The organism is Terriglobales bacterium (assembly GCA_035487355.1).
GTDB lineage: Bacteria > Acidobacteriota > Terriglobia > Terriglobales > Acidobacteriaceae > QIAW01.
The window spans coordinates 21,730-45,331 of record DATHMF010000050.1; the positions used below are offsets into that span (position 1 = coordinate 21,730).

Consider the following 23,602-nt stretch of genomic DNA (forward strand, 5'->3'; position numbering starts at 1 on the left):
ATTAACAGATTGTTAAATCTGGGTTGCTTTTTTCTTCGTACAATACCTGGCGGGACGTCAGTGCTCCCCAAACAATTCTTCGATTGCGTTTGCACGCGACACAGGGTACAAAGTACACTTCCAGCATTTCTCTTATGGCTGACTTTGAGGTTTGGCAAAAGGCTCGCTTTCGCTTTGCGGTTGGAGTCGTCCTCCTGAACTGTCTTGCCGCTGTGTTTGCGGCCGCGCAGGGAAAAAGCGGCAATTCGAGATACGTTGGCCCGGGCTCCTGCAGCGCCTCCGCCTGTCATGGCGGCGTGCAGCCGATGTTGAACACCCGGGTCCTGCAGAACGAATACAGCACCTGGGTGGTGAAGGACTCGCACTTCAGGGCATTCCGCAGCCTGCAAAGCCCGATATCGCAGCGCATGGGGAAGCTGCTGGGAATCGGCAATCCTGCGAACTCACCCAAATGCCTGGCCTGCCATGCGCTCGCAGTTTCACCCGAGCGCAAGGGGCGCGACTTTGATATCAGCGAAGGCGTGAGCTGCGAAAGCTGTCATGGACCGGCATCGGCATGGCTGGGGCCGCACACGCTGAGAGGCTGGACCACGCAGCAATCGGTCGCGCTGGGAATGTATGACATTATGGACGTGGCGCACCGCTCCGAAAAGTGCCTGACCTGCCACCTGGGCACGGCGGAAAAAGAAGTAGACCACAAGATGATTGCGGCGGGGCATCCTGACCTGGTTTTTGAGCTCGATTCCTACAGCGCTATCGAACCGCCGCACTGGAAACCTTCGGGTGATCCGAATTATGGTGTGCGCCTTTGGGCCGTAGGACAAGCCATACAACTGCGCGAGGCCTTGAAGCGGCTGGCGCGGCGCACGCAAAGCGGGAGCTGGCCGGAATTTTCAGAGTACGACTGCTTTAGCTGCCACCACAGCCTGACCAAACCAGAAAGCAGTTGGCGGCAGGAGCGTGGGTATGAGAACCGGGGCGTAGGGTCGCCCGCGTGGAACAGCGCGCATTACACGATTTTGCGTATCCTGGCCAAAGACATTGACGCGAGCGCCAGCCAGCAACTCGAGACAGAACTGCAAAACGTTTATCAGGTCACCAGCAACATGAGCAGCTCACCCAAAGACATTGGCGAGAGCGCGCAACGCGCCAGCGAACTGGCTGCCAGCCTGGTAACCAAGATCAACGAGACCAAATTCGATAAAGAGCGCGCCGGCCGGTTGCTGCAGGAGATTTCCGCCCAGGGAGACAGCATCTCCAACCAAGACACACGTTCGGCCGAGCAGGCAGCCATGGCCCTGGACAGTTTGTTTATCTGTTATGAAAAACAGGGCAGCACGCATCCAACGGTGCGCGCGGCGATTGATGGATTGTTCCAGGAGCTGGATAACCCTTCCGCATACAACGCTCCGCGCTTCAGCGCACAGATGCACAAGGTCAACGCGGCGCTGCATGAATCAGGCATAGGCCAGTAAAAAGTTTAACCACAAAGGACACAAAGAAATTGCTAATCGGGTAATTGTGTAATTGAGTAATTGCAGATTAATGCATAACCTGAATTGCACAATTACCAAATTACGCAGTCACCCGATTACACAATTCTTCATTGAAGCAATGACCCGATGAATCAATTTCTCTGTGCCCTTTGTGGTAAAACCTACAACGTAGGATTGCGCGGGAATTTCAAATACGGCAGACGCACTCCGCGCAGCATCAATTGATCGGCACGCATGGCTGCTGGAGCGGAGAATCCCTGCGACGCCTGATCTGATACGTAATCATCCTGCTCTACGCCGTCGCCGCTGATTCCCAGACCTCCTACCAGCACACCATTTTTGTAAAGCGGGACGCTTCCGGGAAAGAAAACAATTCCACTCTGATTAGGATTGGCGGGCTGGCTTCCGTTGGTGCAGGGGTTTGCCACATCGAATTGATAAAGACTGAAAAACGGTCCGGGCATGGTGCCGTCAATTCCCGGAGGAAAGAAAGGCTGCGCGCCAAAGCTGATGGTGCGGTTGGTCACGGCGGTCCCGGGAGGCACGCCGGGGAGATCACCGGGATTTACCGTGGCGCTGCTGAAATAGACCATGTTGCGCGCCTTGGCGACGGCAACATCAATGCTGAAGACGGTCGAATCGGACATGCGATTCAGCGCCAGGAGGCTGCCATCCAGATCAACTACCGCGATGGCGAACTTCGCTCTCTGGCCATCGGGCAGGCGGATGACTGCACGCGTCTGATTTGCATTGGCAATCGCCTGATTCACGATGTTCTGCACATCGGCCTGCGTGAGCCCGCCGATGACACCGGCTTTTACCTGCACTAAATCTCCCTCGGGCACCTGACCGGGGCTCGCGACTGGGCCGACGACAAAGCCTCCGCTAAACACACCCACTGTCGTGCCGACAGGCCGCGTGGTTTGAGTGACGAAGGGCAACGAGATGCCATCAATCACCACGACGCCGGGCGCCGCAGGGTTCGCACCAAAGCCCGCACCTACAGCACCAGAAAACGCGGCGAACTCGGCGACATCGGGAGAGACGCCTGCTACGCCAACGCCTCCAACCAGGCGTCCGTTTTTGAATAGAGGTACACCGCCGGGATTGACCGCATTAGGGTTGGAATCGAAGGTATCCACCTTGCCGGTGATAATCCCCAGGCCGAGCGCGCCCCCACCGATAGAACGTGCAGGCGCAACCGCCTGCCCCGGAAGGAAGGTCGCGTTCAGTGGACATCCACGATTGGTGTTCTCAATGCCATAGAGGGCGGCGTTGGCTGCATTCGTGATTCCCGGCGGGAAGTGTATCCCGCTGATATAGCGCACAGTTCGAGAAGAGAGCGGCGCCTGATCGTTGCTGAAGAAAGATGCCGTGCGCGCAAGCCCAACTGCGAGCTCCGTCGCCGGCACGCTGGCGCTGAAGTTCCCCGTGGCCGTTGCCGGGGCCCCTGACTTCTGGTAAACCGCCAGGATATTTCCTCCGCGATCGGTCACTGCGATTACGAAAGCAGCATTCACCGACACGGCAGCGCTCTGCACAACGCTTTGCACATCGCCTACAGTCAGGGTCTGCACCGGCCCCGGAGGCGGTGGCGTGGGAGCGGGAGTGTGGCCTGAGCCGCATCCGATAATTTCGATAAAGGCCGTCAGAACAAAAATAAAAATGATGGTAGAGAATGCAATCTTTGACATGGATGTGCGCTTCGACATTCCCGGTGATTCCCCGCTCTGTGGCTTGGGTAACTGCGTAGTCTATCAACTTCGCCCCCTGGGAGCGAGGAAACGGGCACAAGCGAAGTCCAGCCCGCAGATTTATGTCTGATTTTTCATTAATTTTTCATTAATACCAGCTAGGATTGACACACGGATTTTGTGCGCCAGGCAAGCCGCGTAAGTTCCTGAAAAGAAAAATATTTCAATCCTCTCTTCAAAAATGACACATCTTAACAATAGAGGGATTCCTAAACAGGCGAAGTTAAATATAATGATGGGACCGCCTCCCACTCGAGAGTGAAAATGCGTTTACTTACGCGGTTGTTCCTGGCTGGGCTCTTCGCATTTGTAGTCGCATCTGGTGCTTGGGCCCAGGTTGGCCCGGTTCTTCTCACCATCAGCCCTGGTAATTCTTCCACCACAGTTGGAACTCCGCAGCAGATGACGGCGCGGTTTGCATTCATCGGGAACAAATCGGGTGGAAAAGATGTGACGCAACGGGTTACGTGGGTATCCTCGAACACCGGCATTGCCAGCATCAGCAATTCGGGAAACATCACAGCCATCAGCCGCGGAACTGTAACCATCAGCGCCACCAGCGGGCCGTTTCATTCATCAACGACATTCACGGTCATTCCTAACGGCCCTACCGTCTCTTCGATCGCAGTTACGCCGGCTACTCCTTCTGTGCCAAAAGGATTGAAACAACAGTTCACGGCAACCGCCACTTTTTCAGACAGCAGCACACAGGACGTGACCGCAGCCGCCACCTGGAGCTCGACCATGACTTCGGTAGCAACCGTGACAGGGGGTCTTGCCCGCACGCTCAACCAAGGCTCAACTCTGATTACGGCTAGCTTCAGCGGCAAAAACGGGTCAACCACGCTCACGGTAACGCCACCTGTGTTTCAACGCGTGAGCGTTGCTCCACAGAATTTTTCGCTGGGGTTTGGCTTGACGCAGCAGTACTCCGCTTTCGCCGTCTACTCCGATAACAGCACTGTGAATGTAACGAGCTCCTCCACCTGGAACTCAACAAGTAGCGGCGTGGCCACGGTAGGCGCAACCACCGGCTTGGTTACAAGCCAGGGTCCAGGCACAACCACGATTTCCGCCCAATACAATGCAATGATGGGTTCAACCCAGTTGACGGTCATTCTGCCAACTTCAATTTCCATTTCACCTCCTAATCCACAAGTGGCGCTTGCGGGCACGCTGCAATTAGCGGCAATTGGCCACTTCATGGATGGCAGTACGAGCGATCTCACAAACTTCGCGGTCTGGTCATCCAACAATTCCGGTGGCGTTTCCGTCAATACCTCGGGGTTGATTACGGGCAACACGGTGGGAGCCGGCGCAACCATCAGCGCAACCGTCGGGCCCACCACCGGCACCACAAGCGCTACGGTTGGCTTTTCCAATGCTAGTTTGAATGGACACTATGCGTTTCAATTCAACGGGGCAGACTCGCAGGTCATTTTCCTGGCTGCAGGCGACTTTTTAGCAGATGGTAACGGTCATCTCAGTGGTGTCGAAGACTTCAATGGACAAAGCGTCCAGGCCGGCGCCGCTTTTACCGGCACATACAGTGTTGGGCTCGATGGGCGCGGCAGCGCCACTCTCAGCACGGGTGACACGCTAAGGTTTGTCATCACCGCGAGTGGGGCGGGAACCCTCATAGAGTTCAACGCCTCCGCGCAAGGCTCGGGAACAATAGTATTGCAAGACGTAAATGCATTTATGAACTCCACGCTGCAAGGTGAGTTTGCATTTTTGTTTGCCGGCGCCGGCGGCGACGGTAAAGTTACGACCGCTGTTGGCAAACTCAACGCTGATGCTTCCGGGAACATTTTCAGCGGGGCCGAAGACGTGAATGACGGAGGAATTCTCAGCAGCGACACGTTCACGGGAAGCTACACTTTGGGCAGCAACGGCCGCGGCACCGCCACAACCATTAATAACGGCAAGACTACTCATTACGCTTTCTACATTGTCAACAGCAATGAGGTCTTGTTCATTGGTCTGGACTTCACCCCGGCATTTCTGGGCTTTGCCGACCGGCGCAGCGCCAGCACATTCTCCAATGGCTCTTTAGGCGGTGCCTACGTCTTCTCCGAAGGCGGAGTCACAACGTCAGGAGTGTTCGCCGCAGTCGGCCGCTTTAACGCAGATGGCGCCGGGAACATTAGTCTGGGAGTGGAAGACGAGAATAACGCAGGTGGGGTCGCGGAGAATCTTGCATTTAGTGGGAACTACAGTATCGCTTCCAATGGCCGGGGCACAGCCACTTTGAACAGCACGTTTGGCGCAACTCACTTCGTGTTTTATGTAGTCTCGCCGACAGTAACGTTTTTCATGGATACTGACTCCAATGCCGTTGTATCCGGGAACATAGAAAGTAGCCAGAACAGCGGCTTTTCGACCTCTTCTTTAAATGGAAATTTTGGCTTCGAATTAGACGGCGCGACTGCTACCGCGGGTTTTGGCCTGGCAGTTTCTGCCCAGATGTCGGCCGATGGAAGCGGCAACCTTACTGGTACTGAGGACGTAAACAACAACGGCACGCTCACCGCCGATGCTCCCTTAAGCGGCTCCTATTCCATCGAATCCAATGGACGAGGTACAGCCGATATTACTGCCCGAGGAACCACTTCAAGATTCCATTTCTACCTGGCGTCAGGAAATCGCGTGAGGATCGTAGAAGTTAGCGCTTCAGAGCTTCTGCTCGGGTTTGGATTGAAGCAGTTCTGAGCGCTTATGCTTTTTTCCCGAAGGTTCACAACGCTGACGGGGCGGAAGAGGAAAGCTCTGGACTGCAAAGATAGATTGGAAACAGATTTAAGATCGAACTTCCAACAGCATGAGTATGGGTATAAACAAAGACACCCTGATTATGGAGTTGCAGTCCGCTATCACCGGATTTGTGATTGATCCCGAATGGATACCTGACAATCTCGGTTATCTGATCATCAACGATCTGGCAAGGTATATGTGTGATCAGGCGTTCTTATCTGATTGGGAAGAATTGAAGAAGGGCATGGATTTTCTTGAAAGATCTCTCGAAGGTGGAGACTCCTACATGCGCGACTTGGTTCACGAGTGCCTCGAAACCTTCTTGTCGTGCGACCACGTTGGAGAAATCAAAAAGTACTTTGGTCCTCAAACCTTGGAGTTATGGAATCAATTCATGGACGAAACCTATCAACGAAGAGTGCGGGATAGGAACTTGCATTAGAAACAACTGAATTATTGGGCGAAAATATTGGTTCACTGAGGCACGGCCACTGACAATGGGCATAAGCGAAACGCCGCATTCCAAATTCCGACATCTGTATGCAATTGTGAGAATTGATCTTCCTGTAAACGCGGACAGCCCGGAGAACAGCATCGCTGTGGTTAAGGTGTTTTCTTCAAAGCTCGCTGCTGAGCAGGAAGTGTCTCGGTTGAACAGACTAAACTCTGGAAAAGAGTGCCGTTACGTAATGAATGTTACTCGGCTGATGCCCTCCGCAAACTGATTGGTTTTCGCTCTTATCCAATCAGAGCTAAAAGCCTTTTGATCATCACTGCTCTCGAGGGTGGCCGATCCTAGCTTGTTACCATTTCCCGCCCACTGAAGATCATGGCCCCATTGTGGTATCAAAGCCTTAATTTCTGAGCAAGCTTGGACTATCATCGTCCCTGGAAGCCTGCCCCGGTGCGCCGGGCGTGTATCTGCATCCAAGGATGCGGGCTTGTTAGAAAAAAAGCCCTAACGTTCTTTGAAAACTTTATGGCTTGAACGCCTCTGGTGAGCTTTGGTTTTGGCTAAAGCTAAGGGATAAGAGCTTCTTCTTCACGACCCAACCTGGTAAGGGGGGTACCCCCTAAACCGGTCCGAGCAATCCGCGTCCATCCGCGTTGAGTTTTTCTGAGAACTGAGAACTGCCTCAGCAAGTCCCCCGCCCTGACATCAACGTTAGCCGCTAGATATGCGGGCGATTAGCGTTGTTTTAGGGTCCTACCCACTACCTAGCAAGTACCCCCGTCTCCCGCTACTTGAGGGCCATCCGCGCAAGCCAAGTGATTGCTTTTCACCTGAGAATCGAGAGCTGAGAACTGCCTCAGCTAGTCCCCACCCTGACATCAACGCCAGCCGCTGGATATGCGGTGATCAGCGTTGTTTTTAGAGCTCTGCCCACTACCTAGCAAGTACCCCACTTTCCAGGTTTGCGCTGAAGCAGTTCTAAGGCAACAACTCGTAACTTACGAACGCAAACTTCTTCGAATCAGGCGACCAGGAATTAACATTGATCGTACCTTGGCCTCCGAAGAATCTCGTCAAGACCTGAATGGCGCGATCCCCCTCCGCCGACGGAGTGGAATCCGCCTTGGCCGCCGGCAGTGGCATCATGCGCAACTGGACTGCAGTCTTGAAGTCGTGCCCTTTAGTGCCCGGCGGGAATGATAGCAAGAGAAGCCACTTGCCATCCGGGGAGGGATGAGGGAACCAGTCTTCCTGGGCATCGGCGGTAATGCGCACCGCGTCATGGTCGTCGGCCCCCGCACCCGCGGCTGGGAATCTCCAAATATCCCAGCCTCCGGAGCGATAGGAATTGATATAGATCCACTTTCCGTCGGGCGAGTAATCGGGCCCATCATCAAAAGCAGGATTGGATGTGAGCCGCTCCTCCTCCCCGCCATTCACCGGGACTCGATAGATATTAAAGTGGCCGCCGCGCTCTCCGACAAAAGCCAGCCAGTGGTTGTCCGGCGACCAGCCGTGAAAATAACTCGGAATATGCGCCGTCAGCAGTTGCGGCTTGGTGCCGTCTGCGGCGGCTACGTAGACCTGTGATCCTTTTTGAGGGGCGTGTTCGGCGGAAAACGCCAGCCGTTTCCCGTCCGGCGAAAGACCATGGTCGTTGTTGCATTTATAGGCGGGATCCAGGGCGAGCGCCTGAGGCTGCGCTTCGCCTCGCGCATCCAGAACGAAGCGGTACAGCCTGCCCCCCGAGTTCGCCACAAGATACTTTCCGTCGGGAGACCAGTTGGGCGCTTCCCAGAGTTTATCCTCCGCGTAAACAACGTGAACGCTCTTGCTCTCAAGATCATAGATTGAGATCTTGCTGCGGACTGTGCTCGGATTCCGATTCGGGTCTGTTGCCGGGAGCTCCTGGATGCTGACGTTTGAAAATATCGCGGTCTCCAGCACATTCGCATCGTGCGAGCAAACACCCAGGCCGACATAGACCGGGCCCTGAAAATCGACGGTTGTAGTTCCCGAACGTACCAGGCTCTGTTCCGTTTGGCCCACATACATCATGAGTTGTGCTCCACGCCGCTCGATGCGCAGGCGAACCGGAGCATTGTCAGATGCTCGCACTTCAGAGGTTTCGGCTCCGGTCACGGGACGGAATTGGAGCGCGGTAAGGCCGTCTCCGTGCAAGGCCACATCGGCATAAGCCGAGTTCGCGTCTAAGCTCTGGCGCACCATCAGCGTGGCTTTGCGATGCCCCACGGCGCCTGGGCCAACAAAGCGGACATCCGCGGTCATGCTGAAATCCTGGTTGATGCGTTTCCATGCGAAATGAAACGCATCGATCGTCCCCCAGATATTTTGGCCGCCGCCGGTTACGCGATACTCACCCGTAGCGGCATCGTAGGAGACGGAGCCTTTCCGTGGCGTTTCTCCAACATCTGCGTGGCTCTCGAATAGGCCAACAGCAGGCTGCGGCGGCGGGACAGGCGAGGCTGTCCCTGAAAAAGCACCGACCGATACAATTGCTAGAACGAAGCGCGGGAGCAATGACGAGACTCTCATAGGTTTAACCAACCCGGTAGAGTTTATCAGCAAGAGTGAGCGGACGGTTGTCGAGATGATTCTACAATTGCAGATAAAACAGATGGGCTTCCCTTGGATGCAGTCGCTTGACATCTGACGGGGGTATAATTGCTAGCTTTTCACAATCCCATCAAGATGAGATCTGGTTATGGAAGCCATGTTCAATCGTCGTCAGTTTGTCCGATTGTCTTTTGCAAGCCTGGGTGCTCTCGCCGGGAGCAAACTTGCCCTCTCATCGGTGCGTCGCCCTCTTGGCATTCAGCTTTATTCGGTCCGGGAACAGGTAGAGTACGATCTTCCCGGGGTTCTGGCAGCTCTTCACCAGATCGGCTATAAAGAAGTTGAGCTTTATTGGAACATCTATGAGCATCCGGCTGCAGAACTGCGGCGTATGCTCGAGGACTATGATTTGCGGGCGCCAAGTGGCCACTTCGACTATGAAGGACTCGCCGACAAGCTCGACTACGCGCAGGCGCTTGGCCTTCAATATGTGATTTGTCCCATGTTACCGAAAGATCTTTGGAACACGCTTGATGGTTTCAAGCGAGCGGCTGACCAGTTCAACCGATGGGGGGAACAAGTGCATCGTAGAGGAATGAATTTCGGTTTCCACAATCACAACTATGAATTCCATCGGTTTGGCGACATCACTGGATTTGATACGCTGCTCGAACACACAGATCCAAAGCTGGTCGCCCTGGAGATGGACTGCTATTGGATTACACAGGCCGGTGAAGATCCATTACAAATGCTTACGAAACACGGCGGCCGGATTGCCATGCTTCATCTCAAGGACCGTAAGGCAGGATTTCCTTTCTCGCAATCTCTCGATCAGTCGGCCGAGCATTTCACCGAAGTCGGAAGTGGAACGATCGGCTGGCGTGCAATCCTAATTGCGGCGGAGAAACATCACGTGCGGCACCTGTTCGTTGAACAGGACTCTGGCGACCGCCCACCGCTCGACAGCGCCCGCATCAGCTATCAGAACCTGCAATCGCTTCTTTAAAAGTTGCCGGGGGGCCGCAAAAACCAAGTCCACAATAGAACTGAAACGAGAATTCGCGGTTACCTCATGTTACTTAATGTTACGAGACCCTCGGTTTGGACAAACGAGAGAGTCTTTGCGGACCACAGGGGATCCTGCCATTGGGTCGAACGACGTCGTACAGGACAAAAGGGGGAGCGTGACTTTCATGAACCGTAGTGCGTTGTTTTGATTTCCTTAACCTGAAATAATTCCGCGCTTCAGGGCTTCGGTGGCCGCTTCCGTACGGTCCTTTACGTCCAGTTTTTCCAGCACGTGGCTCACATGCTGCTTCACGGTGATCTCGGCTATCTTCAGCGCTGCGGCAATTTCTTTGTTGCTCAAACCTCTTGCCACCATCCGAAGAACTTCCAATTCCCTGGCCGTTAGTGATCGATGAGACAATCTGGCCGCTAGAACAGATGCCGCGGTAGGATCCACATATCTCTCGCCGTTGGCGACCATTCGAATGGCGGAGAGCAGGTGTTCTCGCATTGCGCTCTTCAGGATGTATCCAGCTGCGCCGGACCGAAAAGACCGGTAAATCTCTTCTTCTCCGGAGTGAGTCGACAACATGAGGATGCGTGCGCCCGGAAATTCGTTCAGTATGGCAGCGGTGGTTTCAATACCGCCCACGCCCGGCAAGCGAACATCCATCAGTACGAGCGTCGGACGATGTTGACGATATGCCTGGAGCGCTTCCTCGCTGGTGCCGGCTTCGGCCACAACCTTGATGTCCGGTTCCACATTCAGCGAAGCACGCAACCCCATGCGGACCACGAAATGATCGTCAACCACAAGAACGCGAATCAGCTCTGACTCAGCCACTATCCCATACCTGCCGTGTTTGCAGTACTGCGCGGCACTTCCAAGACAACACGGGTACCGCGTCCCGGTTTACTATCGATCTCCAGATGTGAGCCCAACGCCTGTGCTCGCTCTCGCATGCCGAGCAAACCAAAATGGCCTGAACCGTTGCGAAAAGAATTGTTGGACTCAAACCCGCACCCGTCGTCGGCCACGGATAGACGCACCAGTTGCGGACAAAACTGCAAGAGCACGGTGACGCAGCCCGGCCGTGCATGTTTCACCGCGTTGGTCACAGCCTCTTGCCCGATGCGCAGCAGATTCAACTCAGCTGTGGTCGCCAACCGCTGGGGCTCGCCTTCTACTTTCACGTCAATCCTGGTGTGGTCGCCATTGGCCATCGACTTCATGGTTTGGGTAAGGGCCGACACCAAATCTCCCTCCTCAAGCATGCGGCAGCGCAAATCCCATACGGAGCGATGGGTTTCGATCATGCTGCGACGGCTCATATTGCGGGCCGTCTCGACCGCTTGCCGAGCGGTTTGCGGTGTCTGCTGAAAACAGTCGACCGCCAGGTCCAATTGCATCGTAATGCCTGCAAGTTCCTGTTCCAGAGTGTCGTGCAGCTCTCGCGCAATCCGGTCGCGCTCTTCGTGAATGACCACCATGCGTATCTTCTCCCGAGCAATGGCCATCTGTGCGCGCAGACGGTCACTCACAACCACCAGAAGAACAATGACAACAAGAAGCACAACGATGCAAACCCGCAGAAGCCACAAGGCGTGGTTCAAACTCCACCAGGATGGCGCGCGCAAGACTGTAATATCGGAGGGTGCGCTGATCAACAAACGAAACGATTGCGGAGCTCCCCATAGGCCCCCGCTTTGCACCAGGCAGACGCCGGTCACACGCACTTCGCTGCTCGGGGAAATGGCGAGCATACGCTCCAGTGCGGTATCTGTTTGTGCGCTTACCGTGAATACCCTTGTGCCGGTTTGTAAAAGAAAGCTCGAACCGTCAGGCGGCCCCTCGCGCTGCAGGACCTTTGCGTCAATACTGACCAGGCGGCCGTCGAACCGCTCCAGCGGTCCTCTGAGTTCCATCGCAATTGCCGGCGAAGGAAGTGAGCGGCCAACCTTGCGGAACAGAGCATCCTCCAGTATGGGCGTGGATTCTCCCACTGCGGGAAAGCCGGATGCTTCTACCAAATCTCCAGGTTCAAGAAGACCCGCTTGCTGGCTCAGAACCCGCAATCCCTGTCCGTTGGTTTCAAGAAGAAGCGAGTTGCCCGGTTGCTGATACACAAGAACGCCCCGCACTCGCACTCGCCGGAAAACATCCTGGTCAGGAGAGTAGCGCAGGAGCTCCTCGAACGACACTTCCTTAGCTCGTTCCGCTTCTTGAACCAAGCTCAGCCGTGGCACATAGAGCAGCACTCCTACGAATTGCCGATGGAAGTTAAACAGAGTTCCACACACTCCTTCAATGACGACCTGTCGATCGATCCAAGCCGAAGCGTCGAGTTCGCGTGTGATCGGGACTCGAAGCTTAAAGCTCCCGCCACCGGAAGCAACAGTCATAGCCAGCGTTGTTTCTCGCCACGATTTACGGTCAATCGATGCCGATAACACGGTCCCACGCACTTGCACCCATTGACTGTCGCGCTGTCCATTGGCCAATTCGCTCCAGGAATAAAGCCGGGCCTGTGGCAATCTGCCCGGGCCAAGAACCCGCAGCTTGCGCTCGAGAACAACCGGGGCAAATCGACCCGGTCCAGTGATACCCTCAATTTCCACCCGGTCGCCAAAATGGTGAGGAAAAACCGTTGCACGACTGCCTTCGACATAGATGCCTGCAGTGCCATCTTGTACAAAGAAATCCGGAGCAGGAACATCATCCGTGATGACTCCACGAATGCGCACGGGATACCCGCGCTGCGCCTCCGCCGGCGTGAGCTTTCTCACTTGTTCCACACGGGTGAGTAAAGGAAGTGGCATTGACTGCGCCAATGCAGAGAATGCTCCCACCCAGTGCAAAAATATCAGCAGCAGGCCACGCAAGATGACCGGCGTCAGTCCTTGCTTGTGCAAAGGCGTCACGCCCAGATTTAGGTGCCTCATTGAATGTCGGTTTCCGTCCCAATCATACAACGGAGCCGGTTGCGTAGATTCCCAAAAATGCACTATCCCACTTCTGCCCAAATTGGTCATCAGATTTGCAACAAACTGCAGTTGGCACATAGGCATACGATCGTATTGTTATCGAGACCATCTTCAGGACAGTAGATTTCAACCCGTCATATTTCTAAAATCCCTCCTCGAACTTCACTACTGATTCGTTCGTGCGCGGATTCTCGAGATCCGAAGGCACGTTAAATTCCAAGATCCGAAAGCACGTTAAATTCCAAAGGAGAGAAACCGGTTTCCTTCAGGCCTAAAGATGGGCAACCGGCTCAAAATCATGGAGAGAAAACTTACAAACCTTTTGCAACTAACGCTAGTCCTCGCTGTATTATTCGTGTCGGCTTCGGTCGCACATGCTCAGACGACCGCCGGCTCCTTAGCCGGAAGCATAGTCGACGCTCAACACGCCACCATATCGGGTGCATCGGTCACCGCCAAAGAAGAGGAACAAAAGCTTCAATTCGCGGCCAAGACCAATGATTTAGGATTCTTCGTTTTTCCTCAGCTTCCTCCCGGTACCTACAATCTCACGATCGCACTCAAGGGATTCAAGACGATCGAGAGAAAGGGGATAGCGGTCCACGGAAATGACAACCTCTCGCTCGGTGAGATGACGCTGCCCCTTGGAGAGGTATCGCAAGTTGTGGAGGTCACGGCCACGGCGGCCCCCCTGCAACTGCAAAGCGCCGAGCGCTCCGACAGTCTGGTCTCTGAACAGATGCAAAACATTGCGGTCAACAGCCGAAGCTATCTTGACCTGGTAAAGCTGGTTCCTGGAGTCGTGAGCACCGTCGACCTAAAGACTGCCGGAACTACCGGACTTGGCAGTATCTCTGTAAATGGCTCCCGCGCCAACCAGAACCAGTTGACCATCAATGGTATCGGCGACGTTGATACCGGATCGAACGGCACGCAAAACGTCACATTGAGTCTTGATTCGGTTAAGGAATTCAAGATACTGACCAGTGCCTACCAGGCCGAGTATGGCCGCTCATCCGGCGGGCAGATTTCGGTTGTCACCAAGAGCGGTACGTCAGACTTCCACGGCAGCGGAGCCTGGTACCATCGCCATGAAGGTCTAAACGCCAATAACTGGTTGAACAACCTTCGTGGTCTTCCGAGGCCGCTGTTTCGCTTCAATGATGCGGACTATACCATCGGTGGCCCAGTCTATATTCCCCATTCCAAGATCCTGGAGAAAAAGGACAAACTATTCTTCTTCTGGAGCGAGGAGTTCCAGGAGCAGCTACGGCCGCAGGGAGTGCGCCGCGTTACGGTGCCGACGGCCCTGGAGCGTCAGGGCGACTTTTCCCAGAGCGTGGATAGTAATGGAAGAGCGTTTCACTTCATCAAGGACCCGCTCTCATCGCAGCCCTGCAAGTCGGGCAGTACCGCCGGATGCTTTCAAAGTGGGGGCGTCCTGGGGCGGATTCCGCAGAATCGATTGTATGCTCCGGGAATTGCACTGCTGAACCTGTATCCGTCGCCGAATGTAACGGGGCAGAAAGGCTTCAACTTTCAATCCCAGATATCGGACAGCTATCCCAGAAGAGAAGACTTGCTGCGGCTTGACTACAATTTCTCGCCGAAGTCGCGCTTTTGGATGCACCGCATCGTCAACTCCAACACCTTTACTTCCCAGTACGGGTCGTTTGTGTTGGGCCCCAACGTTCCCATCACGCCGATCTCTGTCGCCAATCCGGGCTACGGTTACGCATTCGGAAATACCTATATCTTCAGCCCTACGTTGGTCAACGAGGTGACGTTTGGCTGGACCAGCAACAGCTTCCTGATCGCGCCTTCGACGAATGCATATACGCGCACGGCTTCAGGTATTCAACTGCCCGTTCTGTTTCCGAGTGCCGTTCAGCTTGATTTAATTCCGAATGCAACCTTTGGAGGTTCCCGCATCGCGAACAGCCCGAGCATCGGTGGTTCTTCCTGCGCTGCTTGTGGTCCATTCCGTAACTACAACACAACCATTGACTTGACTGACAATCTCAGCAAGGTCTTGGATCGCCATACTCTCAAAACGGGTGTGTACATTCATCGCAGCCGAAAGAATCAAAGTGCCTTCGCCGATAACAACGGGAACTACAACTTTGGCGACAATGGCAACAATTCCCTGGATACCGGATTTGGCTTCTCCAATGCGGCCGTGGGGGTCTTCAATAGCTTCGACCAAGCCTCCGCTTATGTTCTGCCCGCATACCGCTATTGGAATATGGAAGGGTATATTCAAGACACTTGGAAGATCAACCGGCAGATGACGTTGGACTATGGTTTGCGGGTAGCTTGGTACCAGCCACAGTACGATTCATCGCTACTGGGTTCAACTTTTGTGCCCAGCCTTTTCAACCCAGCCAGCGAACCGCAACTGCTGGCGAACGGAAGAATTGTTCCCGGTACGGGCAATCTCCTCAATGGCATCATCCAGGCCGGACATGGCACCTCTAAATACTTGACGAGCAACCGTGGAGCGCAATGGGGGCCACGTTTGGGCTTTGCCTGGGATATCGCCGGAAAACAGAAGGTGGTCTTCCACATGGCGGGCGGAGTCTACTATGACCGGACGCAGGGCAACAACACCGCATTTTTCGAGATTCAAAACCCGCCGGCCAACAGCGTGCCCACGCTCACCAACGACTTTGTGACTAGTCTCTCGTCCAGCACCAAGGTGATCGTCTCTCCGGCAGGCTTGCAGGCAATCGCTCCTGCAGGAAAAATTCCTACGACCTATCAGTTCACGACCGGGTTGCAGGCCAGCCTGCCGTTCCAAATGGTCCTCGATGCAGCATACGTCGGATCAATCTCGAATCACCAGGCCAACCAACTCAACCTGAACGCCATCCCGTACGGCGCAACATTTCTTCCACAGAATCAAGACCCCGCGCACGCCGCCTGCTCCATCCCGGGATGCGCTGCGAAGAACGTAAATCTGTTGAGACCGTATCCCGGGTTTGGCGACATCATTCTGCACGCGGACAACGCTACATCGAACTATAACGCGCTGCAGGTATCTGTGAATCGCCGCACAACGCGCGGGCTCTTTTTGGGCGGGAACTACACCTGGAGTAAGAATCTGGGAACCGCCTCGAATGACGGCGGCTTCTTCCGCATCGATGGCCTCGACCGCTTTGCCAACTATGGCCCGGTTGGTCAGGACCGCAGGCACAATTTCACACTGAACTACGTTTATGAGGTACCTGGAGCGCCCGTGGAGAATTTCATCTTGCGGGCCCTCACCCATGGGTGGCAAATGTCGGGCTTTGTCCATATGGAATCGGGCAGTCCGTTCACGCCATCCTTCAGCATCACAGGGGAAAGCAACCAAAACCTCACTGGATCCTACACCGAACCCGCGCGGGTTTCCGTTATAGGAAATCCTTTAACCGGCTCCGACAACCCATTCAACCGCCTCAATGCCCTCGCCTTCGCGCCGCCGGTGACCGGGGGCAGCAGAGGCTTCGAGTCAAGATTGAATTATCTGTCCAACCCCTGGATGAGTACCTGGGACGCGTCTGTGCAAAAGAGCTTCTCGTTCGAAAGGGGCGTAACTCTGCGCCTGCGCGTCGACGCATTCAATGTCTTGAATCACACGCAGTTTAGCGGTATCAACAGCAATTTATCGTTCAGCCAGGCCGGGGTGGTTCAGAACCTCGCATACGATTCCAACGGAAACCTGGTGAATCAGAACGGGTTCGGTACTGTGAACGGCGCTCGCGATCCGAGAATTTTACAACTCTCGGTGCGCGTTAACTTCTAGTCAAAACCGTAGATAAGAACTGTACAAGTGTAGTAATGGCCGAACGATGAGACCTGTTGCAAGAAGAAGCTGAGCCACCCCCTAGGGCGAAGTCTTGCAACAGGTCTCAGGTTTGAAAGGATCATACAAAGCCAGGGCGTAATTGCCACGGTTAAGTACCCCCACTACTTGCCGATGCTTTGCGGGCGTTTTTTTATGCCGTGCCCTCTTTCCGCGGGGGTTTTTCGGCGTACTTGACGGCGTCCTGCATTGTTTTTGCGATGCGGCGGGCACGCGCTTCCGGGCTGCGGTAATAGAAAATGCCGAGCAGGTGCTGGCGGCGGTGCGTGGGAGACATGCGCTTCCATCCTTTGAAGGCATGAGGGTTGTGCGCGAACGCCACCTGCAGGACCGGAGGCAGTTCGTGTTCGGCTTCCATCGCGGACAGCAGGTTCTCGGCGACCTGCTCGGCGCGGCGCACGCGGGCTTCCGGACTCTTCACGCTGGCGATCCCGTCGGCGAGGTATTTGCGTATGGAGTAATTCAGTTGGTCGAACCAGCGGCGGAAGGTGCGGTCTTCCGAAAGCAGGCGCTTCAGCTCCGCGGGAACGGTAACGATACGCTCTTCAGTGTCAGGCTCGAGGCGGAACCGGGCAACTGCGCCTAATGCAACCTTGGCGCCCTTCTGCATCTGCTTGTTCACCAGCAGGAAGTGGCTGCCTCCGCGGACGGGAAAGAGCGAGGTACGAAAGGCGAAGCCGTTGATATCGCCTTTGACTTTGAACCTCCCGCCGGTCCCCCAGAGCTTGCGCACATCGAATGGAATGCGGGCGATGACCCATTTTAATGACGCGCTATCTCCCTGGAGACGCTCGAGCGTAGCTTTGAACGACTTGGCGATAGGCTTGGGCATTCGTTTCGCAATTGCTCACCAAAAAATGACCACAATATTATGCAGTATCGTGAACTTTCACGGGAACTTTCTCTCCTGGCTTGTTGTCTATTCCTTTCAGATGGTCCTGCGCAAGCGTTTCCGATGGTCGATTGTTCTGGCTGGGCTCGTCATTGCCGGTGGAGTGGTCTTTTGGGTCCTGCACTGGAGCCAGGAAGAAAATGCCGTGTACGAAGCGGTGATTCGAGACAACTTTAATGACTACGTCTCACAGCATGTGATCGTCGATACGACACGGCCCATAGATCAGTTCGGCATCCCGGCCTTTCATAGCCGGAAATTGGGCCTGCCCCTGAACGTTGCCGTCAGCTATTCGGTCAAAAATCTCTTTCAGTTTCACATTCCAATGACCTTTCGTCTTCCGCACCCATTGATCAGTCCAAAAGATCTCAAGACGATTTCCGCTGACGTTCAGGCTGGACGTTCGAGGGTCAATGAGCTTAACCCGATTCTGCAGGATATTTCTGGCGTGATTACCTTTTCGCGCGTCGGGTTCGACCCTAGTGGCAAGCATGCAATTGTTTCTGTCCAGCTAACCAATTGCGGCTTTTGTGGAGAAGGGGAGTACCTGTATTTGTCCAAGGAAACAGGCGAGTGGCACATTGTTGGCACCTCTCTGGTCTGGGTTTCATAGTAGAAATAAAAAAGCGTGCTTGAGGACTTTGGGAATCCTCAAACACGCCCGAGGGTCGTGCACACTTGCGCTACCTAAACTCAGAAGTGCAGCTTCAAAGCAAGCTGCAGAATGCGTGGATCATAGGGTGACGGGTTACCTGGGAAGGTCGGGGTTGAGACGCCGTTGATGCGCCCGAAGTTAGCATTGTTCACATTGACCACCAGCTTGGTGGGGTCGAGGTTGGCGTGGTTGATGGCATTGAAGGCCTCGAAGCGTGTCTCCATCTGGAGCCGTTCCCTGATTGGGAAGAAGCGGCTCACTGCGGCATCTACACTTACCGCTCCCGGAGCGCGTACGGCGTTGCGCGAGAGATTGCCGTAAGTTCCGGGAGCAGCTGTGACAAACGCTGCTTTGTTCAAGACCTGATAAAAAAGCGCCGTTCCCGAGACGCCATAATGATTGACATAGCGGCTCACAGCGGGAACAACGTTGGGGCGGTCAAGCCCTTCGCCGTTCAAGGAGACATCGGAACCATCAAGAATGTTCAGCGGTATACCACTGGTGATGCGGATGGAAGGAGCAAACTGCCAGTCGCTCAGCAGCCAGCCCACCCAACCTTCTCTCTTCACTGGGCTGTTCGCAACCATGGATGAGTTGAAGTTGTGGCGGATATCGAAGTTGCAAGGCCCGTATTCCGCGGCGCGGTTGGTGGGGTTCTGGTAGCGTCCGCCAGTCATGTCACCGAGGAAGTCGCCTTCGCTGAGGCAATGGCTGTAGGTGTAATTGGCCAGCAAGGTGAAGTGGTGGCCAAAGCGGTGCTGAATTGAAGTAAGCAAAGCATTGTAGTTGGCGTTGGCGCCGTCGTCACCGATAATCAGGCCGGCGATTGTTCCTGCGTTTAGTGGCGGCGCTCCCGCCGGCAGAGTCGGGGTTATAGCATTCGCCAACTGAGCCAGCACACGTCTTTGGGTTGTGTTCTTTGTCGTGCAGACGCCAACGCTGGCACACGTGGCAGGGTCATTGAGAGCGTAGTTGACATTGGTGCTTAGGGGCACGTGAGTTGATTTGTTCCCTAAATAGGAAATCGTAGCCAGCCAGTCGCCGCCGAACTGGACCTGGTAGCTGGCATTCCACTGGGCCACATACATAGGCTGGAAATGGTTGGGCAGAATAAACCAGAGCGCGTTCGGAGGGAAAGATACGGTGGAATTAGGCGGGAAAACTCCGGGGAAGGGATTTCCGCCCGGATTTCCAACCCAGGGATTGGTGAAATTGGCGCCCGTTGCAACATTCAACAGATCAATCTCATTGACCACCGGAGGATTGGAGGTCTGACGTTGGGACCACCACACCATGGTGGAGTCATAGAAGATACCCGCGCCCACACGGAAGGTCTGGCGTCCGTTGTGCGGGTTCCAGGCCAGGCCGAGACGGGGGGCGAAGTTGGTGAACTTGTCGTGGGTGAAAGCCTTGTTCACGCCAGGGTCGCCGAAGAAAAACATTCCGGCTGGCGCATTAGGGAACACGCGGCTATGTATATCCTTCATAAAGCTGTTGAGGTCAAAGACGCTCCCGCGATGGAAGAGGTCTGTGGGAAACAACATAGGCTCCCAGCGGATGCCGGCGTTGATGGTCAGAGTCGGAGTGGCATGGTAGACATCCTGGGCGTAGAAGCCGGGAATGGTTTCGCGGAAGGCGACCTGCTGCGGCCGGCTCTGGGCGAAGGCGTTGCCGCCACCGAAGGCGGTAGGCGAACCGTTGCTTAGCACGCCAAGCATGAAGTCGGCCATCGCGTCGCCGGTACCGATACTGGGCGCCCCACCGAAGAGGAAGCTGCCATTTTCCAGATAGCCGATGTTGGTGTTGTTCTGGGTGCGAATCACGTCAACGCCAAACGATATCTGGTGCTTGCCGCGTATGAGGTCAAAGTCGTCGGCGGTCTGAAAGCTATTGACGCTCAGATGCGCCGGCGTGCAGGTGCCGCAGCCGATATTGAAGCCACCGTTCACCTGGACCTGAAGATAGTTTGGAATGGTGGGAGCGATTTGGATTCCCAGCGTCCCCGGACCGATGTCACTCGTGGAGACGCCGCGGAACTCGGCGCGCCGGGTAAAGGTAAAGTGAAACGAGTTGACGGTGGTCGGCGTGATGGAATAGTTGTCGCCGATGGTCATGCTCTGCGCACGCATGTCGTAGCCTGGGTTCTGGGTGACGATAAGGTTCGCGAGGTTGAACGGGGGCGGGGCCTTGTAGTTCACGATGAAATAGCGTCCAAAGAGCGAGTGCTTCTGGTTCTGTACCCAGTCCACGCGCCCGATGATCTGGTTATCGCTGGCGGTCTGCGGCACGCCATAGCTGATTTTGCCGCAGGGATCGCTGGTGGTCGGCAAGTAGCCCAGCAGCTTGAGTGTGGTAGCACTGAACCTGCCGGTCGGGATCTGGTTGCCTGCGAATATTCCGCCATTCGGGTCCTTGAGTTGGAAGAATCCGCTCGAGCGGCACGGCGCATTATCGAAAGCGCTGAAGTCTCCATTCAAAATGGCCGGCGTGGGTATAAAGGCGGTATTCCCATTGGAGACCTGGCTCAACCGAGTGCCCTGGTAGCCCGCGAAGAAGAACAGCTTGTCGCGAATGATCTTGCCGCCAATCGTGCCGCCAAACTGGTTGCGATGCAGCGAATCGTGCGTCTTGGCGAAGGTGTTACGCGCGTTAAAACCGCCGGTGCGGTAGAACTCAAAGGCATCGCCGTGCCAGCTATTGGTGCCTGACTTGGTGACGATGTTGACGATGCCCCCAGGATGCAGCACATCGCGGGCAGGCAGGGTGTTGGTTTCGACGTTGAACTCCTGCAATGCTTCCGGGAAGGGAAAGGGCAGGTTCGCGTTCGAAAAAGTATCGTTGTTATCGCCACCGTCAAGCAGGTAGTTGGTCCCGTTGCCCTGGCCGCCGGCGATGGAGATGGCTACCGAGCTATAGAAGTTCTTGCTGCTGCTCAAATCTCCCGGGGCGGCAACCTGTGCCGAACCCCCGGTCAGCAGGACAAGCTGCGTTGCCTGCCGTCCGTTCAGAGGAATATTGCTGATGCGCTGAGAATCCACCACGCTGGCGATGGAGTTCGACTCGGTCTGCAGCAGAGTGCCACCGGCGTTGACCTCAATCGTTTCCGAAACAGCGCCTACCTGCAACGTGGCATTGAGTGGAATGTGATCATCCACCTGCAGGACGATTCCTGACTGGGCATAGGTCTTGAAGCCGGTCTTGGAGACCTCGAGCCGATAAGGACCGACGGGAAGATGGGTAAGCGTATACCTTCCAGCAGCATCGCTCGTGGTGTCATGAGAGACGCCTTTGCTGGTCTCGATCATCTTGACCGTCGCTCCCGGAAGCGCGGCGCCGCTGGTGTCAGCAACTTGACCCGTGACCTCGGCCACAGCCACCGCTTGCGGGAAGGCGTGGGGAACGCAAAGAATGAATCCAAGCACGCACAACATCGCGCACGCCAGCTTAAGAAAAGAATTTGTTCGTGACATTTTTTACCTTTCTGAAAATCAATGCGACCCAGAATTCCCCGCGCGGATGCGGAGCGAATGAATTAAGGTGCTTCCCCAAAGGGTCTGGTCTTGCAATGCGGGACAATCTCTCACAGGATTTTTCGCTTTGCAAAACGCCCGGATAATATCACTCGCTCTGCCGCTGTCAAGCACAAGTTTCTAAAAATGAAGTTTTGGAAAACTGCACGGTGGGGAAAAGTGGAAACTCGACAATTTTAAGACGAGGTTTTGGGAATGAGGTTTTTGGGAATAGGCGCCTGGCGGACCCTGGCTGAAAGTAAATCAGGCCCAAGACGCGTCCGGCCTGGGCCTGGCACTCAGTTGTACTTGGAGGGGCACAATGAGTCGCTCCTGATTAGACGAGTAAAGTCGCATTTTGGTTCCATTCCTCGAACAAAAAATTTGGTGACCTACAAAAGTTTGGAACTAAATACTGAATAAAGATTCAGAAGATGCAAGGGCTCCCATTAGGTTGCCTTTGGACGTCTTCATCCTGCGATTTCATATCGTGGGATTGTGGCCCGCAAAAATCTGAATTTCGCCTCATCGAGAGAAGAGCGTCTCTATTTACGCTAATCTCCTTTACATTAATCCAGAAAAATAAATTTTTCGTAAATGATTTCTTCCATTTCCCATAAGTTATCTGCCTTAGTTTTGCCTGCCAGGAGCTCTAACTTGTTGAAGTGATTGAAAATTCCCGTTTTGACATTTTTGGCCCTAATCGTGCACTACCTCATGACATAAGATCCTGCTCAACAACTATCAAAACGATCAATAAAAAGAGCAGGGCGTATAAAAATTATGGATTCTCGGAAGCAAAAGATTATCTTGCTTCCGAGGGTCGCTTCTGGGTTGTAGGGGAGAAAGTTTCTTAGCACGGTTCATCCAGTCGGCAATTCCTTAAGTAAGAAGGACGGCACGGCGTGTCGGGCGGGCTGGAACAGATGACCGGTAAGATCAAGTTTGAGTTCTAAGTAGCCTGCTAGCCTAAATGCTACTGGCGGCCTTTAATGAAGGCCGCCTTTTTTGCTTTCAAGAAGCTATTGGCCTTTCGCTCTCAAGAGTCCTGCTTATTTTTCGTTTTCAGCGACGGTGGGATCAAATGCAGACTTCAATGTAACTTCGCGCTGCTTGGCTGAGACCTTGGTCTCCGCGTCGGTGGTGTATTGCGTCAGCGTACCCACGAGCGTGTAGTAACCTTCCTGCCCGCGAACGCGGCCCTCGCCTCGGCTGATGCGTCCGGTGAATTCCAACCAGCAACCATGAATTCGCTTGGAAAGAAAGTAGATATGGTCGCCCTGCAGTGATGCTTTATCGAAAAAGCGGTCTAACAGTGTATCCCGGTCGCTATCCAGAAACCCGAAGCTGGTGACCCATCCGCTAAGCTTGCCGTGGTCGAGGTTGAGCTGAACAGACTCACCGTCGTGCAAAAAAGAGTACATTCCAGATATGTCATCCCGGTTGGAGGGTCCTCGCCCTGCCGTTTGGGCCGGGAGCGCTGCCGGCAAAAGACACAAAAGGAACGCAAGGCTGAGAAGTTTCTTCATCCTTAATGCCTAAGCCCATATTTAAACATGATTTACAGGCAATAGAACCCTATATGTAATCTTGCAAGCGTTAAATAATTTACGTCGCTGTGGGGCGGTCGTCTACGTACCACGCTATAATGAGCCAACCCGTTCCCGTGAG

13 protein-coding genes are annotated in these 23,602 nt (G+C 54.6%); 6 read left to right on the forward strand and 7 right to left on the reverse strand.

The window, feature by feature from the left end; all coding sequences use genetic code 11:
* The first annotated feature begins 134 nt into the window (after positions 1-134).
* On the forward strand, positions 135-1,475 hold the full coding sequence (locus VK738_10695) for a multiheme c-type cytochrome (GenBank protein HTD23113.1): 1,341 nt from the start codon (positions 135-137) through the stop codon (positions 1,473-1,475).
* A 182-nt stretch (positions 1,476-1,657) separates the two neighbouring features.
* On the opposite strand, the gene VK738_10700 is transcribed toward VK738_10695, so the two are convergent.
* Positions 1,658-3,208, reverse strand: coding sequence for a heme-binding protein (locus tag VK738_10700; GenBank protein HTD23114.1), 1,551 nt, complete (start codon positions 3,206-3,208; stop codon positions 1,658-1,660).
* Positions 3,209-3,514: 306 nt separating this feature from the next.
* Between VK738_10700 and VK738_10705 the strand changes: the two genes are divergently transcribed.
* Positions 3,515-5,962: an Ig-like domain-containing protein gene (locus tag VK738_10705; GenBank protein ID HTD23115.1), complete on the forward strand. Its 2,448-nt coding sequence runs from the start codon at positions 3,515-3,517 to the stop codon at positions 5,960-5,962.
* A gap of 115 nt (positions 5,963-6,077) precedes the next feature.
* Positions 6,078-6,446, forward strand: a complete 369-nt coding sequence (locus VK738_10710) for a hypothetical protein (GenBank protein ID HTD23116.1) — start codon at positions 6,078-6,080, stop codon at positions 6,444-6,446.
* Between the two features lie 990 nt (positions 6,447-7,436).
* Here the strand turns inward: VK738_10710 and VK738_10715 are convergent.
* Entirely contained in the window at positions 7,437-9,014 is a 1,578-nt protein-coding gene (locus VK738_10715) for a hypothetical protein (GenBank protein HTD23117.1), read from the reverse strand.
* Between the two features lie 169 nt (positions 9,015-9,183).
* Between VK738_10715 and VK738_10720 the strand changes: the two genes are divergently transcribed.
* Positions 9,184-10,041: a sugar phosphate isomerase/epimerase gene (locus VK738_10720; GenBank protein HTD23118.1), complete on the forward strand. Its 858-nt coding sequence runs from the start codon at positions 9,184-9,186 to the stop codon at positions 10,039-10,041.
* Positions 10,042-10,257: 216 nt separating this feature from the next.
* On the opposite strand, the gene VK738_10725 is transcribed toward VK738_10720, so the two are convergent.
* Both VK738_10725 and VK738_10730 read right to left on the reverse strand, forming a co-directional pair.
* Entirely contained in the window at positions 10,258-10,887 is a 630-nt protein-coding gene (locus VK738_10725) for a response regulator transcription factor (GenBank protein ID HTD23119.1), read from the reverse strand.
* Positions 10,887-12,986, reverse strand: coding sequence for a sensor histidine kinase (locus VK738_10730; protein ID HTD23120.1), 2,100 nt, complete (start codon positions 12,984-12,986; stop codon positions 10,887-10,889). Before VK738_10730 ends, VK738_10725 begins: the two co-directional genes overlap by 1 nt.
* A gap of 397 nt (positions 12,987-13,383) precedes the next feature.
* Between VK738_10730 and VK738_10735 the strand changes: the two genes are divergently transcribed.
* The gene (locus VK738_10735; protein ID HTD23121.1) at positions 13,384-16,815 is read left to right on the forward strand and encodes a carboxypeptidase regulatory-like domain-containing protein; all 3,432 of its coding nucleotides are present in this window, start codon (positions 13,384-13,386) and stop codon (positions 16,813-16,815) included.
* A gap of 193 nt (positions 16,816-17,008) precedes the next feature.
* Here VK738_10735 and VK738_10740 read toward each other — a convergent pair whose 3' ends face one another.
* Positions 17,009-17,707 carry a YdeI/OmpD-associated family protein gene (locus tag VK738_10740; protein ID HTD23122.1) on the reverse strand — a complete coding sequence of 233 codons (699 nt, stop codon included), beginning with the start codon at positions 17,705-17,707 and terminating at the stop codon, positions 17,009-17,011.
* On the opposite strand from VK738_10740, the gene VK738_10745 reads away from it, so the two are divergent.
* Positions 17,679-18,380, forward strand: coding sequence for a hypothetical protein (locus VK738_10745; GenBank protein ID HTD23123.1), 702 nt, complete (start codon positions 17,679-17,681; stop codon positions 18,378-18,380). The two genes, VK738_10740 and VK738_10745, sit on opposite strands and share 29 nt — an antisense overlap.
* A gap of 80 nt (positions 18,381-18,460) precedes the next feature.
* Here VK738_10745 and VK738_10750 read toward each other — a convergent pair whose 3' ends face one another.
* Together VK738_10750 and VK738_10755 are read right to left on the reverse strand one after the other, a co-directional pair.
* Positions 18,461-21,892 (reverse strand): carboxypeptidase regulatory-like domain-containing protein, encoded by a 3,432-nt coding sequence (locus tag VK738_10750; GenBank protein HTD23124.1) that lies wholly within the window; start codon positions 21,890-21,892, stop codon positions 18,461-18,463.
* Positions 21,893-22,983: 1,091 nt separating this feature from the next.
* Positions 22,984-23,355: a hypothetical protein gene (locus VK738_10755; protein ID HTD23125.1), complete on the reverse strand. Its 372-nt coding sequence runs from the start codon at positions 23,353-23,355 to the stop codon at positions 22,984-22,986.
* Positions 23,356-23,602: the final 247 nt, after the last annotated feature.